The organism is Streptococcus sanguinis (genome assembly GCF_001078705.1).
GTDB classification, from domain to species: domain Bacteria; phylum Bacillota; class Bacilli; order Lactobacillales; family Streptococcaceae; genus Streptococcus; species Streptococcus sanguinis_D.
The window spans coordinates 1,427,072-1,448,130 of sequence record NZ_CDMW01000001.1; the positions used below are offsets into that span (position 1 = coordinate 1,427,072).

General features: G+C 44.6%; 21 protein-coding genes. 4 read left to right on the forward strand and 17 right to left on the reverse strand.

Annotation, left to right across the window (positions count from 1 at the left end):
• Positions 1–43 precede the first annotated feature (43 nt).
• The 8 genes from lgt to SSV_RS07205 form a co-directional block, all read right to left on the reverse strand.
• Positions 44–829 carry a prolipoprotein diacylglyceryl transferase gene (gene lgt, locus SSV_RS07170; RefSeq protein ID WP_072074259.1) on the reverse strand — a complete coding sequence of 262 codons (786 nt, stop codon included), beginning with the start codon at positions 827–829 and terminating at the stop codon, positions 44–46.
• Entirely contained in the window at positions 822–1,757 is a 936-nt protein-coding gene (gene hprK / locus SSV_RS07175) for an HPr(Ser) kinase/phosphatase (protein ID WP_072074260.1), read from the reverse strand. Before hprK ends, lgt begins: the two co-directional genes overlap by 8 nt.
• Before the next feature lie 137 nt (positions 1,758–1,894).
• Entirely contained in the window at positions 1,895–2,386 is a 492-nt protein-coding gene (locus SSV_RS07180) for an NUDIX hydrolase (protein ID WP_072074261.1), read from the reverse strand.
• A 47-nt stretch (positions 2,387–2,433) separates the two neighbouring features.
• A complete protein-coding gene (locus tag SSV_RS07185) occupies positions 2,434–2,883 on the reverse strand; it encodes a preprotein translocase (protein WP_072074262.1) in 450 nt (149 codons plus the stop codon).
• A gap of 12 nt (positions 2,884–2,895) precedes the next feature.
• Positions 2,896–3,384: a histidine kinase gene (locus SSV_RS07190; protein ID WP_072074263.1), complete on the reverse strand. Its 489-nt coding sequence runs from the start codon at positions 3,382–3,384 to the stop codon at positions 2,896–2,898.
• Between the two features lie 71 nt (positions 3,385–3,455).
• Positions 3,456–3,731 carry a PspC domain-containing protein gene (locus tag SSV_RS07195; protein WP_304362498.1) on the reverse strand — a complete coding sequence of 92 codons (276 nt, stop codon included), beginning with the start codon at positions 3,729–3,731 and terminating at the stop codon, positions 3,456–3,458.
• A 137-nt stretch (positions 3,732–3,868) separates the two neighbouring features.
• Entirely contained in the window at positions 3,869–4,306 is a 438-nt protein-coding gene (locus tag SSV_RS07200; protein ID WP_072074265.1) for a SprT family protein, read from the reverse strand.
• Complete coding sequence (locus tag SSV_RS07205; RefSeq protein ID WP_072074266.1) at positions 4,293–6,425, reverse strand: Tex family protein; 2,133 nt, start codon at positions 6,423–6,425, stop codon at positions 4,293–4,295. The genes SSV_RS07200 and SSV_RS07205 overlap by 14 nt, the downstream gene beginning before the upstream one ends.
• A 178-nt stretch (positions 6,426–6,603) precedes the next feature.
• Between SSV_RS07205 and SSV_RS07210 the strand changes: the two genes are divergently transcribed.
• From SSV_RS07210 to zwf, 4 genes are all read left to right on the forward strand, one after another.
• On the forward strand, positions 6,604–6,741 hold the full coding sequence (locus SSV_RS07210) for an SPJ_0845 family protein (RefSeq protein WP_002894961.1): 138 nt from the start codon (positions 6,604–6,606) through the stop codon (positions 6,739–6,741).
• Positions 6,738–7,643, forward strand: a complete 906-nt coding sequence (locus tag SSV_RS07215; RefSeq protein WP_072074267.1) for a permease — start codon at positions 6,738–6,740, stop codon at positions 7,641–7,643. Before SSV_RS07210 ends, SSV_RS07215 begins: the two co-directional genes overlap by 4 nt.
• Positions 7,640–8,458, forward strand: coding sequence for a TIGR03943 family putative permease subunit (locus tag SSV_RS07220; protein ID WP_072074268.1), 819 nt, complete (start codon positions 7,640–7,642; stop codon positions 8,456–8,458). Before SSV_RS07215 ends, SSV_RS07220 begins: the two co-directional genes overlap by 4 nt.
• Before the next feature lie 175 nt (positions 8,459–8,633).
• Positions 8,634–10,094: a glucose-6-phosphate dehydrogenase gene (gene zwf / locus SSV_RS07225; protein ID WP_072074269.1), complete on the forward strand. Its 1,461-nt coding sequence runs from the start codon at positions 8,634–8,636 to the stop codon at positions 10,092–10,094.
• A gap of 51 nt (positions 10,095–10,145) precedes the next feature.
• Here the strand turns inward: zwf and ftsY are convergent, their stop codons facing one another.
• The 9 genes from ftsY to yycF form a co-directional block, all read right to left on the reverse strand.
• Entirely contained in the window at positions 10,146–11,666 is a 1,521-nt protein-coding gene (ftsY, locus tag SSV_RS07230) for a signal recognition particle-docking protein FtsY (protein WP_072074270.1), read from the reverse strand.
• 3 nt (positions 11,667–11,669) lie between these two features.
• Positions 11,670–12,488 (reverse strand): Cof-type HAD-IIB family hydrolase, encoded by an 819-nt coding sequence (locus tag SSV_RS07235; RefSeq protein WP_072074271.1) that lies wholly within the window; start codon positions 12,486–12,488, stop codon positions 11,670–11,672.
• A complete protein-coding gene (locus SSV_RS07240) occupies positions 12,488–13,282 on the reverse strand; it encodes a Cof-type HAD-IIB family hydrolase (RefSeq protein WP_072074272.1) in 795 nt (264 codons plus the stop codon). Before SSV_RS07240 ends, SSV_RS07235 begins: the two co-directional genes overlap by 1 nt.
• 1 nt (position 13,283) lies before the next feature.
• On the reverse strand, positions 13,284–16,820 hold the full coding sequence (smc, locus tag SSV_RS07245) for a chromosome segregation protein SMC (protein ID WP_072074273.1): 3,537 nt from the start codon (positions 16,818–16,820) through the stop codon (positions 13,284–13,286).
• Positions 16,811–17,509: a ribonuclease III gene (gene rnc, locus SSV_RS07250; protein ID WP_002912898.1), complete on the reverse strand. Its 699-nt coding sequence runs from the start codon at positions 17,507–17,509 to the stop codon at positions 16,811–16,813. Before rnc ends, smc begins: the two co-directional genes overlap by 10 nt.
• 121 nt (positions 17,510–17,630) lie before the next feature.
• Positions 17,631–17,990: a YbaN family protein gene (locus SSV_RS07255; protein ID WP_061602831.1), complete on the reverse strand. Its 360-nt coding sequence runs from the start codon at positions 17,988–17,990 to the stop codon at positions 17,631–17,633.
• Positions 17,991–18,081: 91 nt separating this feature from the next.
• Positions 18,082–18,882: an MBL fold metallo-hydrolase gene (locus tag SSV_RS07260; RefSeq protein WP_072074274.1), complete on the reverse strand. Its 801-nt coding sequence runs from the start codon at positions 18,880–18,882 to the stop codon at positions 18,082–18,084.
• 9 nt (positions 18,883–18,891) lie between these two features.
• Positions 18,892–20,238, reverse strand: coding sequence for a cell wall metabolism sensor histidine kinase VicK (gene vicK, locus SSV_RS07265; protein WP_061602833.1), 1,347 nt, complete (start codon positions 20,236–20,238; stop codon positions 18,892–18,894).
• The gene (gene yycF, locus SSV_RS07270) at positions 20,231–20,932 is read right to left on the reverse strand and encodes a response regulator YycF (protein WP_002894937.1); all 702 of its coding nucleotides are present in this window, start codon (positions 20,930–20,932) and stop codon (positions 20,231–20,233) included. Before yycF ends, vicK begins: the two co-directional genes overlap by 8 nt.
• Positions 20,933–21,059: the final 127 nt, after the last annotated feature.

Below are 21,059 nucleotides of genomic sequence, written 5' to 3' on the forward strand. Positions count from 1 at the left end.
ATTGCAGACATCTCTTACAGAAGTCAGCGACTCTTAGCATTGCTTATTCTTGATAATAAGGGGCTTGCTTTTTTCTTTGGTAAATGATGATGCCAATTCCGACAAAAATAAGAATCAGCGACAGCCATTGGGAAACACGCAGACCAGCAAACATGAGACTGTCCGTCCGCATACCCTCAATAATCATCCGACCAAATCCATACCAAATCAGATAGAAGGCGGCTATTTCTCCCTGTCTCAGCAACTTAGGCCGACGGCGGAGAACAATAATCAAGATAAAACCAAGTAGGTTCCATACAGATTCATAGAGAAAGGTTGGTTGTCTGTAACTGCCTTCAATATACATATTCTCACGAATAAAGCTAGGCAGATAGTCCAAACTTTTTACTGCTGCACCATAGGCTTCATGGTTGGCAAAATTTCCCCAGCGACCAATACTCTGGGCAATCATCACGCTTGGTGCTGCAATATCTAGAAAATCAACTGGGTGAATCAGCCTTCTCCGACAGAAAAAGTAGAGAACGATAGCACCAGCTATCAGCCCACCATAAATGGCAATCCCGGCTATTCCGCCATTCCAAAAATCAATGATTTTTATCAGATTCTTACCGTAATAATCCCATTCGAATGCCACGTAATAAAGTCGGGCACCCACAATGGCTACGGGAAAAGCTACTAGGATAAAATCCAAAATATCATCAGGAATAATCTTCCGACGTGGAGCCTCCTTCATGGCAAGATAAACGGCCAAGACCAAGCCTGTGACAATACAGATGGCATACCAGCGAATACTGATAGGCCCTAGTTGGATAGCTACTGGATCAATCATACTTCACCTCATTCCGGCTAATTAAATCAGTGAGGCGCTCTTCAAAGATCTTGGTAGCATCATAGCCCATTTGCTTAGCTCGATAGTTCATAGCTGCAGCCTCAATCACAACCGAGATATTGCGACCGGTCTTCACAGGAATCCGAATACGCGGAATTCTGACGCCAGCAACCTCCAGCTCTTCTGTATCATTACCCAGACGGTCAAAGGTCTTATGGACATCAAAGTTTTCCAGATAGACAGCTATCTGAACCTGAGAAGAATCTTTGACAGCGCTGGCTCCGTAAAGACTCATGACATCAATGATACCAACACCACGAATTTCCAACAAGTGGCGCAGGATTTCAGCCGGCTCTCCCCAAAGAGTCATTTCATCCTTGGAATAGATATCCACTCGATCATCCGCAACCAACCGATGGCCGCGCTTAACCAACTCAAGCCCTGTTTCACTTTTACCAATTCCGCTGTCCCCTTGGATGAGAACCCCCATGCCATAGATGTCCATCAGGACACCATGAACACTGGTTCTCTCAGCTAGCCGGGAATCAAGGTAGCTGGAAATTTCTCCAGACAAGCGACTAGTAGAGGTTTTGCTTCTAAGAATAGCAATCTGCTTCTCATCAGCAGCGCTAAACATTTCTTTAGGAATCTCTAAATTTCGAGCAATGATAATCACTGGCGTCTCAGGCTGGAACATTTTCAGCAGCACCTGATGGCGGTTATGAGAGCTCATCTTCATCAGATAAGACCACTCTTTCATCCCAATCAGCTGTATCCGCTCGGGTGTATAAAAATCAAAATATCCAGTCATTTCAAGTCCAGGCCGAGAAATATCAGAAGTTTTTATTTCTTTCTCCAGTAAAACTTTATCTCCGTACTCCTGAGACAGGCGGGATATTTTTAAGAGGTCTTTGACCTTTACTGACATTGTCTTCTCCCTTCAAATTTGTCTGCTTCTATTATAGCAAATTTTTACCTCAAAAGAATCTTTAAGATTGATTTTAGGTCGAAAAAATATTTTGATTTAAATCAACTTTTAGTAAAAATAAAAAAACAGCCGAGATATCAATCGATCAGGCTGCTGAGAATTTTCTTTTGGTTCTTAAAACAAGGATGGTTTTCTACAAAGGCCGGGACCTCTTTCAGAGGCAACCAGAGATGAGCATCTGTTTCACCCGTCTGATAGCGGACTTGACTCTTATCCCCAGACACGACCACTTCATAATAGTCGAAATGGCACTGGTCTTTGATAGAGCACACCTGCTCCAAAAGCCTGATGCTGTCAGGAACTAGGCCTGTTTCTTCTTTTAACTCCCGCAGGGCGGCTGTCTGACTATCCTCTCCTGCCAGCACACTGCCTCCCGCTCCGAACTCATAGTAGCCAGGATAAAGGCTTTTATTCGTTGACCGTCGCATAAAGAGAATATCACCATCCTGATAGCGAACCAAGACATTGACGCAGTGATGAAACTGTCCTTCAGGAATTTTTTCTCCTCGAACTAAGAGATGAGGGAGTTGATTTCGATTTAAGTCATAAGCATTCCAAACTTCTGTCATATTTCCTCCTTGGATGAATGCTTAGGATTTCGTTGAATTTGTAAGGTTCAGTCTATTTCACTCTGAACATTTTCAGTTTGAGAAATAGCTCGCTTTTTATAGTTAGAAAGGTTTATTGAATGAGCAAGAGAATATACGATTGTATTTGAAACTAGCATACCAAAAATATAAAATAGGCTGTTAGGGAGGGAGCTTATAATTATTTGGAAACCTCCAACAAAACCATAAATTACGAGACATAGAACTGGCAAAAATAAAATAGATGCAAGTCCTACTAAACGCTTTGAGCTTTGCTCCGGAGATAATACTTTCCAGAAAAAGAAGAAATTCCACAAGCCAAATGGAAAAGCTAGAATACCTATAAAGAAAACAAAGAAGCTAGCATATCCTCCTGCCACCATGCCCGCTGCAAAAATAAGAACTAGATGTAGAATTAAACTAATAATCAAATACAGGAAAAATTTCCACAAATACACCGGTAAAGAAAATTGTTTCATAATGCTGCCTTTCTAATCTTCAAAATGATCTGATGAATCAAGCGACTCAGACTTTTCCCTTTGTTTAGCTATACGTAGATTCTCACGACCTTTTTTTATAGAATAAGCAAAAAAATAAAGAATCGTATTAACCAGAAGAATAATGAAGAATATTGGAATCATGCTCTTAAGGCTATTGATCCAATTACTTAGACCATCTGCATGAGAACTATTCAAAAAGAAAACAGAAACTGCAATAAAAAGCGGATGCATAAAAATAGATAGTAGTAAAACACTTTTTTTCAGAGATTGACTAGTTGGCGGTGTAAACAGAAAGAAGAAAAAATTCAAAAAGCCATAGCCAAAAATCATCATCCCTAGAAAAGACATTGTCAGACTAGTGCCGTAATTAGACTTAAGGAGAAAAGCCAGAAGACCAAGCCCTCCAAAACTAACAATAAATGACAGAATAATATAAAGCAAGAACTTGAATGCATACCATATGATTGAAAATTTTTTCATAAAATCATTCTCTCCTCTTCAGCTAGTAAAAAATCGGGAGTGCATCCCGAAATTTTCTATTTTATTAAGAATTACCAAAACCAACCGTCTTTATCGTCTTTTATAGCTTCCGCTTCTTTTCGTTTGCGTGGGCCAGTTCCATATATTTCCTCTTCTATGTCTTCTTTATAAGGCATAACCATGGCCAGCAGGATATAGATGAGAATTCCCAAGCCGAAATTGACCACAGTAAAGATAATAAAGAGGAAGCGCACCAGGCTCAGATCAAAATCAAATTTATCAGACAGACCGGACAAGACACCGGAAATCAGTCGATTCTTTTTCAACTTATAGAATTTCACGTTCATGATAGAGACCTCAATGATCATATTTACTTTATTCTACCATATTTCACAGAAAAACAATCGGGCCAAGGGCTGATTATGGATTAGAATATTCATTCTTTTGAAAAAGAGAGTTCTTCAATGAACTCTCTTACTAATTATCAAGCATTCTCCGACAAACGAAGCTTGCCCATACAGCGTCCGCAACGGTATTTTTGAAGATTGACTCTGCGTCTGCGACGGATAAGTGCTCCGCAGCTCAGACATTCATAGATGAGAAAGGTTTGCGAGTCGGACAAGGATGGAGCGTAGCGCAGACCATCAACTCGCTTGAGCAGGTCTTTAAAATCTCTATCCCCATGACGGTAACCTCTACCCTGATAATAGAGATGATAGTGAGCCAGCTCATGGCGGACAATTTTTCGAAAGGTCTCCAGCCCAAAAGTTTTATAGATTTTTGGATTGAAATCCAAGTGACCATCTTTAGGAAAGAAGCGTCCCCCTGTAGTACGGAGACGCTTGTTCCAATAAGCTTTGTGACGGAATTCCCAGCCAAAATCCTCAAGCGAAACCCGCTTGACATAGTTAGTTAGATTCATTTGGTGCTATCAGAGAGAGGTTGACCTTCTCCCGCTCCACATCCAGTTTATCCACCCAGACTGTGACTAAGTCGCCAACAGATAGGACCTGACTAGGATGCTTGATATAGTCTGTACTCAGCTTGGAGATATGAATAAGACCGTCTTCGTGGATACCAATATCCACAAAGGCTCCGAAATCGACGACATTCCGTACGACACCTTCAAGCTTTTGACCGATACGCAGGTCCTTGATATCCAAGACATCCTGCCGCAGAATTGGCGCGTCAAAGGAATCACGCAAATCCCGGCCAGGCTTGAGCAAATCAGCAATAATATCTTTTAGGGTTTCTTCTCCCAAGCCTAGCTCAGCAGCCAAACTAGCAGTCTGAACAGCTTTTAATTTGGCTTGGGCTGCTTCATCCAAACTGCTGATTTCCAGACGCTTAAAGAGCTCTTCCACCGCCTTATAAGACTCTGGGTGAACGCCCGTATTGTCTAACAGATTATCACTTTCAGGAATACGCAGGAAGCCGGCTGCCTGTTCAAAAGCCTTTGCGCCCAGTCGCGGCACTTTCTTGATGGCCTCGCGAGACCGAATCAGACCTTCTGTTTCCCGATATTTGACAATATTTTCTGAGATAGTCTTATTAAGACCCGCTACATGGGCCAGCAGGGCAGGACTGGCGGTGTTGATATTGACCCCGACTTGGTTGACCACCGTATCCACAACAAAGTCCAGACTTTCCGACAGTTTTTTCTGGCTGACATCATGCTGGTACTGACCAACTCCGATGGACTTAGGATCAATCTTAACCAGCTCAGCCAAAGGATCCTGCAATCGGCGGGCAATGGAAATAGCTGAACGCTTTTCAACCGTCAAATCTGGAAACTCATGACGAGCCAGTTCACTAGCAGAGTAGACAGATGCTCCGCTCTCATTGACGATAACATAGCTGACATTCGGATGAGATTTCAAAACTTCAGCTACAAAGGCTTCGCTTTCTCGGCTGGCAGTTCCATTTCCGATGGCAATGATTTCCACACCAAACTGCTCAATCAGCTCTGACAACTCTTTCTTAGATGCTTCAATCTGAGCTGGCTTTGCTGGTGGCACCGGATAGATGACATGAGTCGTCAGCATCTTACCTGTCGCATCAACAACAGCTAGCTTAGCCCCTGTCCGAAAGGCTGGGTCAAAGCCCAGTACTACGCGACCTTTGAGAGGGGCAATCAGGAGTAGATGGCGGAGGTTATCTGAGAAGAGCTGAATCGCACCATCCTCAGCAGCCTCAGTCAGCTCAGTCCGAATACGTCGCTCCATAGCTGGAATGATTTTCTTTTTGACCGCTTGCTGAACAGCTTCGATAATATAGGCATTTTTCACCTTGAAACGTACTTCAAAAAAGCGCAGAATCTTCTCAAGATTGTGCTCAAAACCGACCTTGAGAATACCTAACTTCTCACCACGGTTAAGGGCTAGAGTACGGTAGCCTTGCATAGTCGCTACTTTTTCGGAAAACTCATAATAAATCTGGAAGACCTGCTTTTCATCCAAATCACCATCTTTGAGACTAGATATAATAGAAGAATTTGTCTGCATCTCGTGGTAGGTCCAAGCCCGCAGCTTATTATCTTCAGAAATCGCCTCGTTCAGAATATCCACTGCTCCAGCTAGAGCAGATTCTGCTGTTGGAAAGGCTTCACTGGTGAGTTTCTCAGCTTCTTCCTTCAGATTAGCCGCATCCTGTAGGATGAAGCGGGCCAAAGGAAAGAGACCTGCTTCACGAGCAATAGTAGCCTTGGTACGGCGCTTCTCCTTGTAGGGCAGATAAAGTTCTTCCACATCAGCCAGCTTCTCAGCAGCCTCAATCTCAGAGCGAAGAGCATCCGTTAGTTTGCCCTGCTCCTCAATCTTAGCTAAGACCGTCGCTTTACGCTCTGCCAAGGCAGTCATGCTCTTATCTAGGTCAATGATCGCCTTAATCTCGACTTCATCCAGATTTCCTGTCATTTCCTTACGATAACGAGCAATGAAAGGAATCGTATTCCCTTCAGCGGTCAGATCTAGGACCTGTGATATTTGGCTTTCTTTAAGGCCCAATTTCTGGGCAATTTTTTCAATATTTATATTTTCCATAACAATCCTATTATATCACAAGTGCTTTGAAAGATAGGCAGTTTTAGAACTATTTAGTACTATTTGTACAAAAAAATTTAGGGTAAATCAGCGACAAAGAACCTCTTATGTTTCAAAATTTCATTTTTTGATGATTGGTAGTATAATAGAATTATTATTTTAGAAATGAGGTGCCTTTATGGCTGTTAAATTTACTAGATCAGACGATTTGGACAAGATGTTCGAGGAGTTTGCGACCCTGCCCAAGATAGAAAAGGTAGAATTCCCAGAGGAAGACAAGAAAAAATCTAAAAACGAGAAGGATAAGAAAGAATGAGCTTCTTCTCTCAGCTACCGGCCAGTGTCCTGCAAGCTGGTGCCATTTTTCTCTCCATTATCATTGAGGCCCTGCCTTTTGTCTTGATTGGAAGTATCATTTCTGGCTTTATCGAAGTGTATGTCACGCCAGACAAGGTTTATCGTTTCCTGCCCAAGAACAAATGGGCTCGGATTTTCTTTGGAAGCTTGGTTGGTTTTGTCTTCCCCTCTTGCGAGTGCGGAATTGTTCCTATTATAAATCGGTTTCTGGAAAAAAAAGTTCCCAGTTACACGGCTGTGCCTTTTCTGGTAACGGCTCCAGTCATCAACCCCATCGTACTCTTTGCGACCTACTCAGCTTTTGGAAATTCCTTCCGAATGGCTCTGCTTCGTGCTTTAGGTTCTATGGTCGTGGCTGTTCTTTTAGGGATTTTTCTGGGCTTCTTTGCAGACAGCAATATTCAAAAAGAAAATCGCAAGGCTGTTCATGAGCATGACTTTTCACATCTCAGCAAAGGACAAAAGTTTTTTCAGGTCTTTGTGCAGGCCATTGACGAATTTTTCGATACTGGTCGCTATCTGGTCTTTGGCTGTCTCTTCGCCAGCCTGGTACAAGTATATGTGCCAACCAGAATCCTGACCTCTATCAGCTCGACACCGGCTGTTGCTATTCTTCTGCTCATGCTGCTGTCCTTCCTGCTCTCACTTTGCAGCGAAGCTGATGCTTTCATCGGAAGCTCTTTGATTGCTAGCTTCGGCCTATCGCCAGTCTTAGCTTTCTTGGTCATTGGGCCTATGCTAGATGTCAAGAATCTGCTGATGATGAAAAACTACTTTAAGACACGCTTTATCTGGCAATTTATCAGCCTGGTTACCGTCGTCGTCTTTCTTTACTCTTGGCTTGTGGGGGTGGTGCTATGATTCGATTTCTAATCTTAGTCGGCTACTTTGAGATCACCATGTATCTGCAGCTGACGGGCAAGCTTAATCAATATATCAATCTCCACTATTCCTATCTGGCGTACTTGTCTATGATTCTGTCCTTTATCTTGGCAGTCGTGCAGCTCATCATCTGGATGAAGAAGATGGAGGTCCACAGTCATTTAAGCACTCGCTGGGCTAAGTTAGGCAGCGTGCTGCTCCTTGTCATTCCGCTTTTTGTGGGAATTTTCTTTCCAACCGTAACCTTGGATTCGACAACAGTTTCGGCCAAAGGATTTCATTTCCCACTAGCTGAGGGAACTTCAACTGCTATTCAGCAAGACGAAGGCACAACCAGCCAATACCTGAAGCCGGACACCAGCACCTACTTTACCAAAGGGGCTTACGAAAAAGAAATGCGGGCAGCCGCTAAGAAATATGTTAAGCAAGATACCATTCAGGTCACTACTGAGAACTACATGGAAATCATGGAGGTCATCTATGATTATCCCGACGAGTTTGTAGGCAAAACGCTGGAGTTCACTGGATTTGTCTACAATGACCCCAGCGACCAGAAGAGCCAATTTCTCTTTCGCTTTGGTATTATTCATTGTATCGCCGACTCAGGTGTCTATGGTCTCTTGACGACTGGAAATACCCAGCATTTCGAGAATAATACCTGGATTCATGCCAAGGGGAAAATTACCATGCACTACCATAAAAGTCTGGGGCAAAGCCTTCCAACTCTAGAAGTTGAAAACTTTGATAAGGTAGAAAAACCGGACAACCCTTACGTTTATCGGGTATTTGAATAAAGAAAATGAGGCTGGCACAATCGTGTCTAAGCCTCATTTTTTGTATTTGAATATGTTTCAAGCAGCGGTCAAATTCTTTCTATTTATCTCCCTTTTCAGAAACCGAATTTCTGAATACAATCTTTAGAAAAATTGTGATAAAATAGAGACATCATTTTAGAAAATAGGTATCAGGATGTCTTCAAAAGTTATTGTAACAATTTTCGGAGCCAGCGGTGACTTGGCCAAAAGAAAACTCTATCCATCCCTCTTCAGGCTCTATAAGTCTGGTAATCTTTCCAAGCATTTTGCAGTTATTGGAACAGCCCGTCGGCCTTGGAGCAAGGAGTATTTTGAGTCTGTCGTTGTCGAAGCAATCGCTGATTTAGCTGACAGTCCAGAGCAAGCCCAAGAGTTTGCCAGCCACTTCTATTATCAAAGTCATGATGTGCAGGATACCGAGCACTACATTGAGCTGCGCAAGCTTCAAAACCGACTCAATGAGCAATACCAAGCCGAGCACAATAAGCTCTTCTTCTTGTCCATGGCACCCCAGTTTTTCGGCACCATTGCCAAACACCTCAAGTCTGAAAACATCGTAGATGGCAAAGGTTTTGAACGTTTGATTGTCGAAAAACCTTTCGGGACAGACTTGGCAACTGCCAGCCAACTTAATGAAGAACTCTTGGCTGCCTTTGATGAAGAGCAGATTTTCCGTATTGACCATTATCTAGGCAAGGAAATGATTCAGAGCATCTTCGCTATTCGTTTTGCCAATCTTCTCTTTGAAAACATCTGGAATCGTGACTACATTGACAATGTCCAGATTACCTTTGCAGAAAAGCTTGGTGTTGAAGAACGTGGTGGTTACTATGACCAGTCCGGTGCTCTGCGCGATATGGTGCAGAACCATACTCTGCAGCTCCTATCACTCTTAGCTATGGACAAGCCGAAAAGCTTCAGCAAAGAGGACATTCGGGCAGAGAAAGTCAAGGTTTTTGAGCGCTTGGTGCAGCCTGATAAAGAAGACTTGAAACGCTTCTTTATCCGCGGTCAGTATAAGTCTGGCACGGTCAAAGGTAAGAAATACATCTCCTACCGGAGTGAACCTAATGTCAACCCTGACTCCATGACTGAAACCTTTGCTTCAGGAGCTTTCTTCGTAAATAGCGAACGTTTCCGTGATGTTCCATTTTTCTTCCGAACTGGTAAACGCCTCACTGAAAAAGGCACTCTTGTCAATATTGTCTTCAAGCAGATGGAGTCTATCTTTGGTGAGGAATTAGCCCCAAATGTTCTGACCATTCACATCCAGCCAACTGAGGGCTTCTCACTCAGCATGAATGGCAAAGAGGTCGGCGAACGCTTCAGCTTAGCTCCCCTTTCTCTGGACTACCGGACAGATGCAACAGCTAGCGGTGCTTCCCCAGATCCTTACGAAAAATTAATCTTTGACGTCCTTAACAATGACTCAACCAACTTCAGCCACTGGGATGAAGTGCGCTCTAGCTGGGAGCTGATCGATCAGATTGAAGAGCTCTGGCATAACAACGAAGTGCCTCTCCATGAATATCCAGTCGGTTCTATGGGACCAGATGCTGCCTTTGAACTCCTTAGAGAATTTGGAGCTGACTGGCAGTGGTCTCCAAACAAATAAAATTTAAAAATTGTTCATAAAAAAACCAGTACTCGTACTGGCTTTTTTGCTTTATACTAAGCCTTCAAGCAGGCCTTTCATAAAGTTCTCTGAGTTAAACTCACCGATATCATCAATCTTTTCTCCAAAGCCAATCAGCTTCACTGGAATATCCAATTCTTGACGAATGGCTAGTACAACCCCGCCTCGAGCTGTTCCATCAATCTTTGTCAGTACAATTCCTGTGACTGGTGTGATTTTAGAAAATTCTTTAGCCTGAACTAGAGCATTCTGACCAGTTGAAGCATCGAGGGCTAGGAAAGTTTCATGCGGTGCTTCTGGATCCACCCGCTTAATAATACGGCCAATTTTCTCCAGCTCTGCCATGAGGTTGTCCTTATTTTGCAGGCGGCCAGCTGTGTCAATCATAAGAACATCAACCTGCTCTGCCTGAGCACGCTCCATACCGTCATAGACAACACTGGCAGGATCGCTCTTCTCAGGCCCTGTCACGACTGGAACATCTACGCGCCGACCCCATTCAGCCAACTGAGCCACCGCTCCAGCTCGGAATGTATCTGCTGCTACCAACATGACTTTCTTGCCTTGTTGTTTGTACTTATAAGCTAGTTTACCGATAGAGGTGGTCTTACCGACTCCGTTGACCCCAACAAAGAGCATGACAGTCAGACCGTTTTGGAAATTAATTTTTTCATTAAAGCGGCCATCTTTCTCATAGATGTCCACCAATTTTTCAATAATCAGCTGGCGCAGAGCAGCTGGTTTTTTAGCATTTTCCAGACGGGCTTCATAGTGTAGTTCCTCAGTCAGACTGGAAGCCACTTGAACCCCTACATCACTAGTGATGAGCAGCTCTTCCAACTCTTCGAAGAACTCTTCATCTACTGAGCGGAAATTAGCAAAGAAGGCATTGAGCCGTGCTCCAAATCCTGTCCGAGTCTTCTTTAGGCTGCGGTCATATTTTTCCTGAGTGGATTCCTCTTGAGGAAGTTCAACAGACTCTTCTGTAGTTTCTGCTTCTGATTCTTCAGCAACATCAGCTGCTTGGTCGACCTGTTCTGATTCTGTTAGTGACTCAGCTTCTGTTTCTAGCTCGAACTCATCATTTGAATCAGTTCCCACCTCGTCATAGGAAGCTGCTTCATGCTCGGTATGAGATGATGCTTCATCCGAAAGATCCGCTTGTTCAACAAAATTTTCTACTATTTCGTCAACACTTTCAGACTGGTGCTCTTCTAGAGTTTCTTCAGTCTGAGTTGCTCCTTGAGCCACTTCTTGATTTTCTGCAATAATTTCTCTTTCATGCTCTGGCTCCTTGCTTTCTTCTTGGATAGCTTGAGATGCTAGCTCTTCAACATCAGCCAAACTATCTTTTGTATCCGAAATTTGGTCATCAAGTTGCTGCTCATCCTGATAGGACTGAACAGCTTCCGCTTCAAAATTTTCTCCTGCTTCTGGAACAGGCGCTGTTTCTTCCTCAAGCTCGCCAATGTTTTCCAATGCTTCCTTGACAACTTCTTCAATTGGCGGTTCTTGTTTTTTTCGGCCGAAAAGGCGGTCAAATAATCCCATCGGCTAATCCTCCTTTAGTACATATTCTTCAATAGCCCAAGCCACTGCATCCTCATCATTGGTCATAGGTGTCACCACATTGGCTGCTTCTTTGACGATGGTTACTGCATTCTGCATGGCCACCCCCAGACCAGCCCACTCAATCATAGACAGATCGTTGGCTTCATCACCACAGGCCATGACCTGACTTCTCTCAATGCCTAAATGGGCAATCAGCTTCTCCAGACCCTTGGCCTTGTGGACATTTTTAGGGGACCACTCCAGCAGCATTTCTCTAGATTTGAAAATCTCATAGCGATTAAATAATTCCGTCGAGATTTGCTCAATAGCCGCATCCAGTGGTTCTTGAGCATAAGCAGTGACACATTTATTGTAAGTCTGCTGGCTGGACAAATCACTGAAATCAATAGACTCAAAGGTCAGAGCTGGATTGAACTGAGCATAAAGCGAGTCTTGATCGGACTGAATCTGATAGACAAGTCCTTCACAGATAGCATCAAGAGGGATATGGAGCTTGTCCGTCTCCTCGTAAATCCGGGCTACATCATCATAAGAAAAGACCGTTTTATCAAGAATTTCTCCAGTGTTGCGCTGAACAAGTCCTCCATTAAAAGTAATGGTGTACTCATCTTCTCGACCGTCTGTTCCCAGCTCATGCAGGAAAAAGTCCATGGCTTTGAGGGGGCGACCCGTAGTCAGAACTACCTTAACTCCCTTGGTCTGAGCTGCTTTTAAAGCTGCTAAATTACGCTCAGAAATCTTCTTGTCTGAAGTCAGGAGAGTTCCATCCAAGTCCAGAGCAATCAGTTTTATATCTGCCATTATAATCCCTCCATGTAAGTGATAACCGACTGAGCATCATGGTGGCCGATGACTTCCTTGGCGACTTCTAAAATCTCAGGGCGAGCATTTTCAGTCGCAATCGGATAGCCAGCCACCTGCATCATGTGCAAATCATTGAGATTATCACCAAAAACCATAACCTGAGAAAGATCTATATCTAGCTTCTTGGCCAGCTCAACAATGGCAACCCCCTTATCCACATGGTCCAGAACGATGTCAATGGACTTGTAGCCAGTTGTCATGGCCTTGACTCCATCAATATTCTCATTGACCCAAGCTTCACCAGCTGCGACTTGGTCCTCAGCAAAATTGGTCGTAAACTTGAAAATTTCATCGTCGATATCAGCCAAGCTCGCCACTTTTTGAATGTTTTCATTATAATGAGCACTGAAGGAAAGATAGGTCGGATCCACAGTCTCCAATACATAGCAGGCGCGTTTGCCTGTCAAAAGCAGCTCATTGACATTGACATAGGGAGATTCCTGCAGCTTGTCAAAAACCCTGAGGTAAAACTCCCGTGGCATGGTTGCTTCATAGAGATCCTGACCGTGAAATTCCACCAAACTGCCGTTTTCAGCAATAAAAATAATCTCATTGCGCACTTCCTCAAACAGCTTTTCCAGCGACAAGAGGCCGCGTCCGCTAGCCACGGCAAAATACATACCTTTTTCCTTGAAGCGAGTCAAAACTTGCTTGAGGCGGTCCATATCAAACTGACCTTTACTGTCCAAAAAGGTACCGTCCATATCCGTTGCTACTAATTTTATACTCATTTTACATACTTTCTAAATCTTTTAACTTGACCGAGACAATCTTGGAAACACCAGACTCCTGCATGGTAACTCCGTAAATAGAGTCTGCAGCTGACATGGTTCCCTTACGGTGAGTGACCACGATGAACTGACTGTCCTTGTCAAATCGATTGAGATAATCCCCAAAGCGTTTGACATTAGCCTCATCCAACGCTGCTTCCACCTCGTCCAAGATGACAAAAGGAATGGTCTTAACGCGGATGATAGAGAAGAGTAGAGCCAAAGCTGATAAGGCCTTCTCGCCACCGCTCATCAGATTAAGCGACTGGATTTTCTTGCCAGGTGGCTGCACGGAGATTTCTACACCTGCAGTCAGCAAGTCTCCCTCCGTCAATATCAGGTCTGCTGAACCACCGCCAAACATCTGACGGAAAGTCACCTTGAAGCTTTCACAAATGGCTTCAAAGGTCGATTTAAAGCGTTCCTTGACTTCGTCATTCATCTCTTCTATCGTCTCTAAGAGCAGATTTTTGGCTGATAGGACATCGTCTCGCTGTTCGTTGAGGAAGTTCAAACGGTTGCTGACTTCTTCAAACTGCTCAACTGCTTCCAGATTGACTGGACCTAAAGCTCGAATGGCTCTTTCCAGATCCTTCACCTGGCTTTCAGCAGCTGGTAAACTTTCTAACGGACGAGCCTGACTGTTTGCTTCTTCGAAACTCATCTGATAGTCATCTGTCAGATTGCTTGCCAGACGGCGCATGACATCCATGAGCTTATCCTTTTCTGCCTCTGCTTTAGCCTGCCGGCGAATCAATTCTTCATTTTGATGGCGGGCTTGCTCCAAACGACCGGCAATATCGTCAGACTGACCTTCTAAATCTTCAAGTTCAAATTTCAGACGAATCAGTCTTTGATCCAGCTCAGTCTTTTCTTGCTTGGCGGTCTCTAATTGCTCTTCCAGAATTGTGATATCCACTTTCTGCAGGCCGGACTGCTCCTTTTGCTCCATCAAAAGCTCCAAGGTTGCCTGCTCTTTTTCAAGGCTGGCTTTCTCCTCGGACAGACGCTCCAAGTCATTCTTTTCAAAGCGTTGGTTGGAGGTCAGCTCTGTTCGCTGGAGCTTGAGTTCAGCTAGGCGAGAGGAAAGCTTGTCGAAACGAGCCTGAACTGCATCTTTGTTCGACTTAACCTGCTCTATTTCTGCAGTGATGTCCGTTTTTTCTTGCTCAATTTCGGTCAAGCGGGTCTGCAGTCGGTCTTTCTCTTCTGAAATATCCAAAGCAGATTGACCAGCCAACTCCTGTTCCTGTAGATTTTTCAGACTTGTGAGCTCTTCTACGCGCTTGGCTAACTGTTCATAGGCTAGATTAGCCTTTTGCTCAGCCAAGCGAGCCTGTTCACCGTCTGTCTTGATTTGTTCCAATACCTGCTTAGCCTGACTTAGCTGGTTTTGCAGAATTTGCACTGCTTCTTCCTGCTCTTTCAAGCTGACATTTTTCTGCTTAATCTCCTCAAGCAAAGCATCTAGCTCCGGCTTGATAAAGATAGTATTGTTATTGCGGTTGGCACCACCAGCAAAAGAACCGCCAGTCCGAAGCTCTGTTCCATCCAAAGTCACTATGCGAACCTGATAGCGTATTTGGCGAGCTGCTGCTCGGGCATGCTCCACTGTATCAAAAATAGCGGTTGTTCCCAGCAGATTTTGAAAAATGCTGTCTAGCGATGACTCATAGCTGACCAAGGAAGAAGCTAGTCCCAGAAAACCAGCACTCTTTTCAATCGTAGCACGGTTATGGTCAGGCAGCTGACGCGGCTTGATGGTCGTTAAAGGCAGGAAGGTTGCCCGGCCAGCCCGATTTTTCTTCAGAAATTCGATAGCCCGAGTCGCAGCTACCTCATCTTCCACGATAATGTTCTGACTGCTAGCTCCCAAGGCAATTTCCAGCGCTGTCTGATAGTGGGCGTCGAAGCTAAGCTTTTCGCTAACTGCTCCTACAATACCGCCCAGTCGACCTGCCTCCTGCAGTACACTCTTGACTCCAACATAGAAATTACTGTGATTTTTGAGAATGGCTTCCAAGCTATTGGAACGCGCCTGCTTGTTTTTGAGGTCATCCAAAAGCTCAAACATCTTAGTCTGCTGATGCTTATAGTCAGCCTCCAGCTTCTCTACCAACTGAACCTGACTCTGGTAGTCAGCCAGTAGATTCTTGAGGGCTTGGCGAGCAATTTCCAACTCCTCCAAACCAGCCTGCTCCTGAGTTTGGCTAGCTTCCAAATCTGCTTGCAATTTAGCATAGTCTGCTTTCTTACTCTCAGCCAATTTAAGCTCGCTAGCCAGCTGGCTCTCCAGAGAAGTCAAGTCATTAGAAAGATTTGCCTCTTCCTGCATGAGCTTGACATACTGCTCACGTAGATGTTCAATCAGCTGGTCTGGATCATCTGAAAAGTCTGCTAATTCTGCTTCCAAAGTAGCGATAGACTGCTCATTGTCACTCAGTTTGGCAGCTATTTGGCTCAATTCAGCCTGCTTGTCTTCTATGTTGCTTTCTATCTGAGCCAGTTTTTCTGACAAAGTGGCCAAACGTTCTTCATTTTCCCGACGGCTCGTCGCTGCCTGGCTGGACTCTAGCTTAGAGAGGTCAATCTGCCGCTCCAAATCACTGATTAAGCGGGTCAATTCCAGCAAACTAGCTTGATCATCAGACAAAGTTTGATTGAGCTCATGGCGCTTGGCCTTCAAGGTTTGATTTTCAACTTCCAGCTCATCGCGCTTGCTATAGTAGGCTGCTAGCTCCTGCTGGATATTCGTTAAATCTTCTTCAGCCTTGGTCAGCTTTTCCTTATTGGCTGTCAGCTGAGCGACCAAAACATCCAAGAAAAGCTCTCGGCGCTGGCCATCCAGACTCAAGAAGCGCTTAGCAGTTTCAGCCTGCTTCTCCAAGGGCTTGACCTGGCTCTCCAACTCGTAGATAATGTCTTCCAGACGGTCCAGATTATCCTGGGTCTGACTAAGCTTGCTTTCCGTTTCCTTACGACGTGTCTTATACTTAAGCACTCCAGCAGCTTCCTCAAAAATTGCCCGACGTTCCTCTGGCTTGCTGTTAAAGATTTCTTCAACTTTCCCTTGGGAAATGATGGAGAAGGAATCCCGTCCCAGCCCCGTATCCATGAAAAGATCATGGACATCGCGCAGACGGACTTTTTTGCCATCAATCTTATACTCACTGTCACCACTGCGGTAAATGTGGCGCTCCACCCGAATCTCATTGGCAGCATCCTTGATAAATTGGTCACTATTGTCCAAAACCACTACCACTGATGCATAATTGAGTGGCTTGCGGGTTTCTGTTCCCGCAAAAATCACATCGGGCATCTTGCCGCCCCGCAGACTTTTCACACTAGACTCTCCCAAGGCCCAGCGCAGGCTCTCCGTAATATTGGACTTGCCGGAACCATTTGGCCCAACAACCGCAGTCACTCCCTGATCAAAGACAACTTTAGTCTTATCAGCAAATGACTTGAAGCCCTGAATTTCAATTTCCTTTAAAAACATGAAGAACTTTCCTTTTCAAATGCGTTTTTAGCAGCTTCCTGCTCGGCCAGCTTTTTAGAACGCCCCTGGCCTTGACCGGACTTGCGGCCATTGATGAGAACAGCCACCTCGAAATTTTTGGCATGAGCCGGTCCTGTCTCAGAGACGACCTGATAGGCAATTTCCACATCACCATTAATCTGCAGCAACTCCTGCAGCTTGGTCTTATAGTCCGTCACCCGCTCAAAATCTCCCGCTTCCACCTTGGGAATCATGACTTGATAGAGAAAGCTTTTGACCGCTTCCACACCCTTATCTAAGAGCAAGGCGCCTAAAAAGGCCTCAAACAAATCACCTAAAATCGTATCACGATTCCGGCCGCCAGACTTCTCCTCTCCGCGTCCCAGCTTGATAAAATGATCAAATTGACAATCACGGGCAAAGCCTGCCAGGCTCTCCTCCCGAACAATCATGGAACGCAGCTTGGACAGGTCGCCCTCTGGCCTCTTAGGATACTTGGTATAAAGATACTCCGAAATAATCAGTTGCAGAACAGCGTCTCCTAAAAATTCCAAGCGTTCATTGTGTGAAATTTTTAAGAGGCGGTGCTCATTGGCATAGCTCGTATGGGTAAAAGCCGTTTCCAACAAGGTCTCATCAGCGAAAACCAAGTCAAACTGCTCCAGCAATGCTTTTTTCAAATTTTCCATTACTATTTTATATCATGCTGACTTGAGTCAGATAAGCAGCATGATACCTTTTCCTTTCCAAAGATATACAGTCTCTATTATAACAAAAAACAGGCGCAAACGCACCTGCTGACAGTGATTTCTATTCCTTATCCGGAATTACTTTAAACAAATAATAGGTGATAAAAACGGTCAGACCCAACAGTCCAATCTTAACCCAAATAATAGGTGCTAGAAAAATGGAAATCCCCATCAAGATATAGATGGAAACGATAATCTTTTTCTTACGTTCCTTGGCAATCCTTCCCGTCTCTCGAAAATCCGCCACATAGGTCTGATACATCTTTGTATGATAGAGCCAATTCTCAAAACGCTTGGAACTGCGCGAAAAGCAGGCAATGGACAAGAGAAGAAATGGCGTCGTCGGCAGGAGAGGCAGAAAAATCCCCAAAACTCCCAACCCTAAAGATAATAGACCTACCACAAAGTAAATTGGCCGCATACAAGCTCCTTTGCAAAATAAAACCGTTGCTTTTTAAATATTTAATGGATACCGCACTAGAGCAAGAAAACCAAACCTTTCGGCCTGGTGTTTAAATACTCGTCAAAGGCGTTGCGGTATCAGGCGAGGTATCATAGACCTGGAAGTCGTGACCAACTGCCATATCGGCTTGAGCCAGTTGATTGACCATGGTCATGTGAGCCAATTCCTTGATATTGTTTTCCTTACTGAGATGGCCCAGATAGATTCGCTTGGTGCGATTGCCCAGCGTCCGAATCATGGTCTCTGCTCCATCTTCATTGGACAGGTGGCCCATATCCGACAAAATCCGCTGCTTGAGGCCCCAAGGATAGGCACCGCTGCGAAGAATTTCAATATCATGGTTGCTCTCAATCAGATAACCATCGGCATTTTCGATAATACCAGCCATCCGATCACTGACATAGCCCGTATCCGTCAGCATGACAAAACTCTTGTCATCCTTCATAAAGCGGTAAAACTGCGGACAGGCTGCGTCATGACTGACACCAAAGCTCTCCACATCCAAGTCTCCAAAGGTCTTGGTCTTGCCCAGTTCAAAGACATGCTTTTGACTAGCATCCAGCTTGCCCAAGTCCTTTTCCATAGCCTTCCAAGTGGCCTCATTAGCATAAATATCTAAATGATACTTGCGAGCCAACACTCCAACACCATGAATGTGGTCCTTGTGCTCATGAGTCACTAAAATGGCATCCAAATCCTCAGGCTTGCGGTCAATTTCGCCCAGCAATCTAGTGATTTTCTTGCCTGATAAGCCAGCGTCAACCAGAATCCGCTTTTGATCTGTTTCCAGATAGAAACAGTTACCACTTGATCCTGACGCCAAAATACTGTATTGAAATCCTTTAGTCATGTTTACTTTCTATATGTCTTCATTATCCCAGTCGTCATCCCGGACGCCATCATTCTCATAAGGCAAGACAATGGTAAAGGTCGAGCCCTTGCCATACTCACTCTTAGCCCAGATAAAGCCCTGATGCTGCTTGATGATTTCCTTGGCAATAGCCAGCCCCAGACCTGTTCCGCCCTGTGCGCGGCTGCGCGCCTTGTCCACTCGATAAAAGCGGTCAAAGATCTTAGGCAGGTCCTGCTTGGGAATCCCCAGACCTTCATCTGCAATCGAGAGAATCAACTGCTCATCAGTTGTCTTGATGGAAACAGTAATGGTTCCACCATCTGGCGAATACTTGATGGCATTGTTCATGATATTATCAATGACCTGGGTCAGCTTATCTGTATCAATCTCTACCCAGATTGGTGTTATCGGATAATCACGGATAATCTCGTATTTCTTGGTTTCGTCTTGATTTTTTATCTTGTCAAAGCGATTGAGGATAAAGGTGATAAAGGCCGTGAAATTCGTCAGCTCCACTTCCAGATGACTGGTCTCGTTGTCAATGCGTGACAGACTAAGCAAGTCCGTCACCATCCTCATCATGCGGTTGGTTTCATTGAGCGATACCTTGACAAAGTCCGGTGCTACTGGCTCAGACAAAGCTCCCTCATCCAGGGCTTCCAGATAGGACTTGACACTGGTCAGCGGAGTCCGCAACTCATGGCTGACGTTGGAAACAAAAAGACGACGCTCCCGCTCTTCCTTGTCCTGCTCTGTCGTATCATGCAAGACAGCTACCAAACCAGAAATGAAGCCCGACTCCCGCCTTACCAGGGCAAAGCGAACCCGCAAGCTCAAGTATTCACCATTTTCATCCTGAGAATCTATCGTAAGCTCAGGAACATTGGTAATCAGGTCCCGCAAATCATACTCGTCAGAAATCGAAAGCAGATCCAAAATACTCATATTTTGGACCTCGTCTCTCTTAACTCCCAACTGCTTGGTTGCCATATCGTTGATAGTGATAATCTGCCCCCGGCGGTTGGTCGCAAGCACGCCATCTGTCATATAGGACAGGATGCTGGAAAGGCGTTTAGTTTCTTGCTCAAGATTTTCATGTGTCAGTCGAATGACCTCTGAAAGATCATTGATACTGTTGGTCATATCTGTGATTTCCGGGCTTCCCTGCATGTCCAGCACTTCAGAATAGTCACCTGCAATCAAATCTTTAACCTTTTGATTAAGCTGTACAAGCTTTTGATTATCCCGGCGATTTTCCAATAAAAGCAAGGCCACAACTACAATGAAGCCGATAATAATGATAGCAAAGACGAAATCCGCAGAAATCACAAATTGTTTAATTGCTTCAATCATTATTTCTCATATAGTAGCCAACTCCGCGGCGAGTCAGGATATACTCAGGTCGGCTTGGCGTATCTTCAATCTTTTCACGCAGGCGGCGGATAGTCACATCCACTGTACGGACATCACCAAAATAGTCATAGCCCCATACCGTTTCCAGCAAGTGCTCACGTGTCATCACCTGACCGATATGTGTCGCCAAATGGTGAAGCAACTCAAACTCACGGTGGGTCAGCTCCAGCTCCTTGCCATGCTTCTTAGCAACAAAAGCATCTGGCAAAATCTGCAGTTCCCCAATGGTCAGCTCGTTCGGACCACTTTCTTCCACTTGGTTTTCCACCACAAGGTCTGCCCGACGAAGAAGTGCCTTGACACGCGCCTGCAGCTCACGATTTGAGAAAGGCTTGGTCACATAGTCATCTGCACCGATTTCAAGACCGATAACCTTGTCAAACTCACTGTCCTTAGCAGACAATACAATAATCGGCACATTACTAGTCTTACGAATAGTCCGAGCAACTTCCAGTCCGTCCACTTCTGGCAGCATCAAGTCCAGAATCAAGATGTCTGGCTGTTCTGCCTCAAACATTTCCAAGGCTTCCTTACCATCAAAAGCAGTCAAAACCTCATAGCCTTCCTTGGCCATATTAAATTTAATAATATCTGAGATTGGTTTCTCATCATCTACAACTAATATTTTCTTCATATGTTCACCTTAACATAAGATTGGGATTGAATCAACTCCATGATAGAAAAGTTGTGACATAGTCAGCTAAGTCGTCCTGCATCAAAACGTGCAAAAGGCAATCTAGTTTGCCTAGCTAGACTCCCAA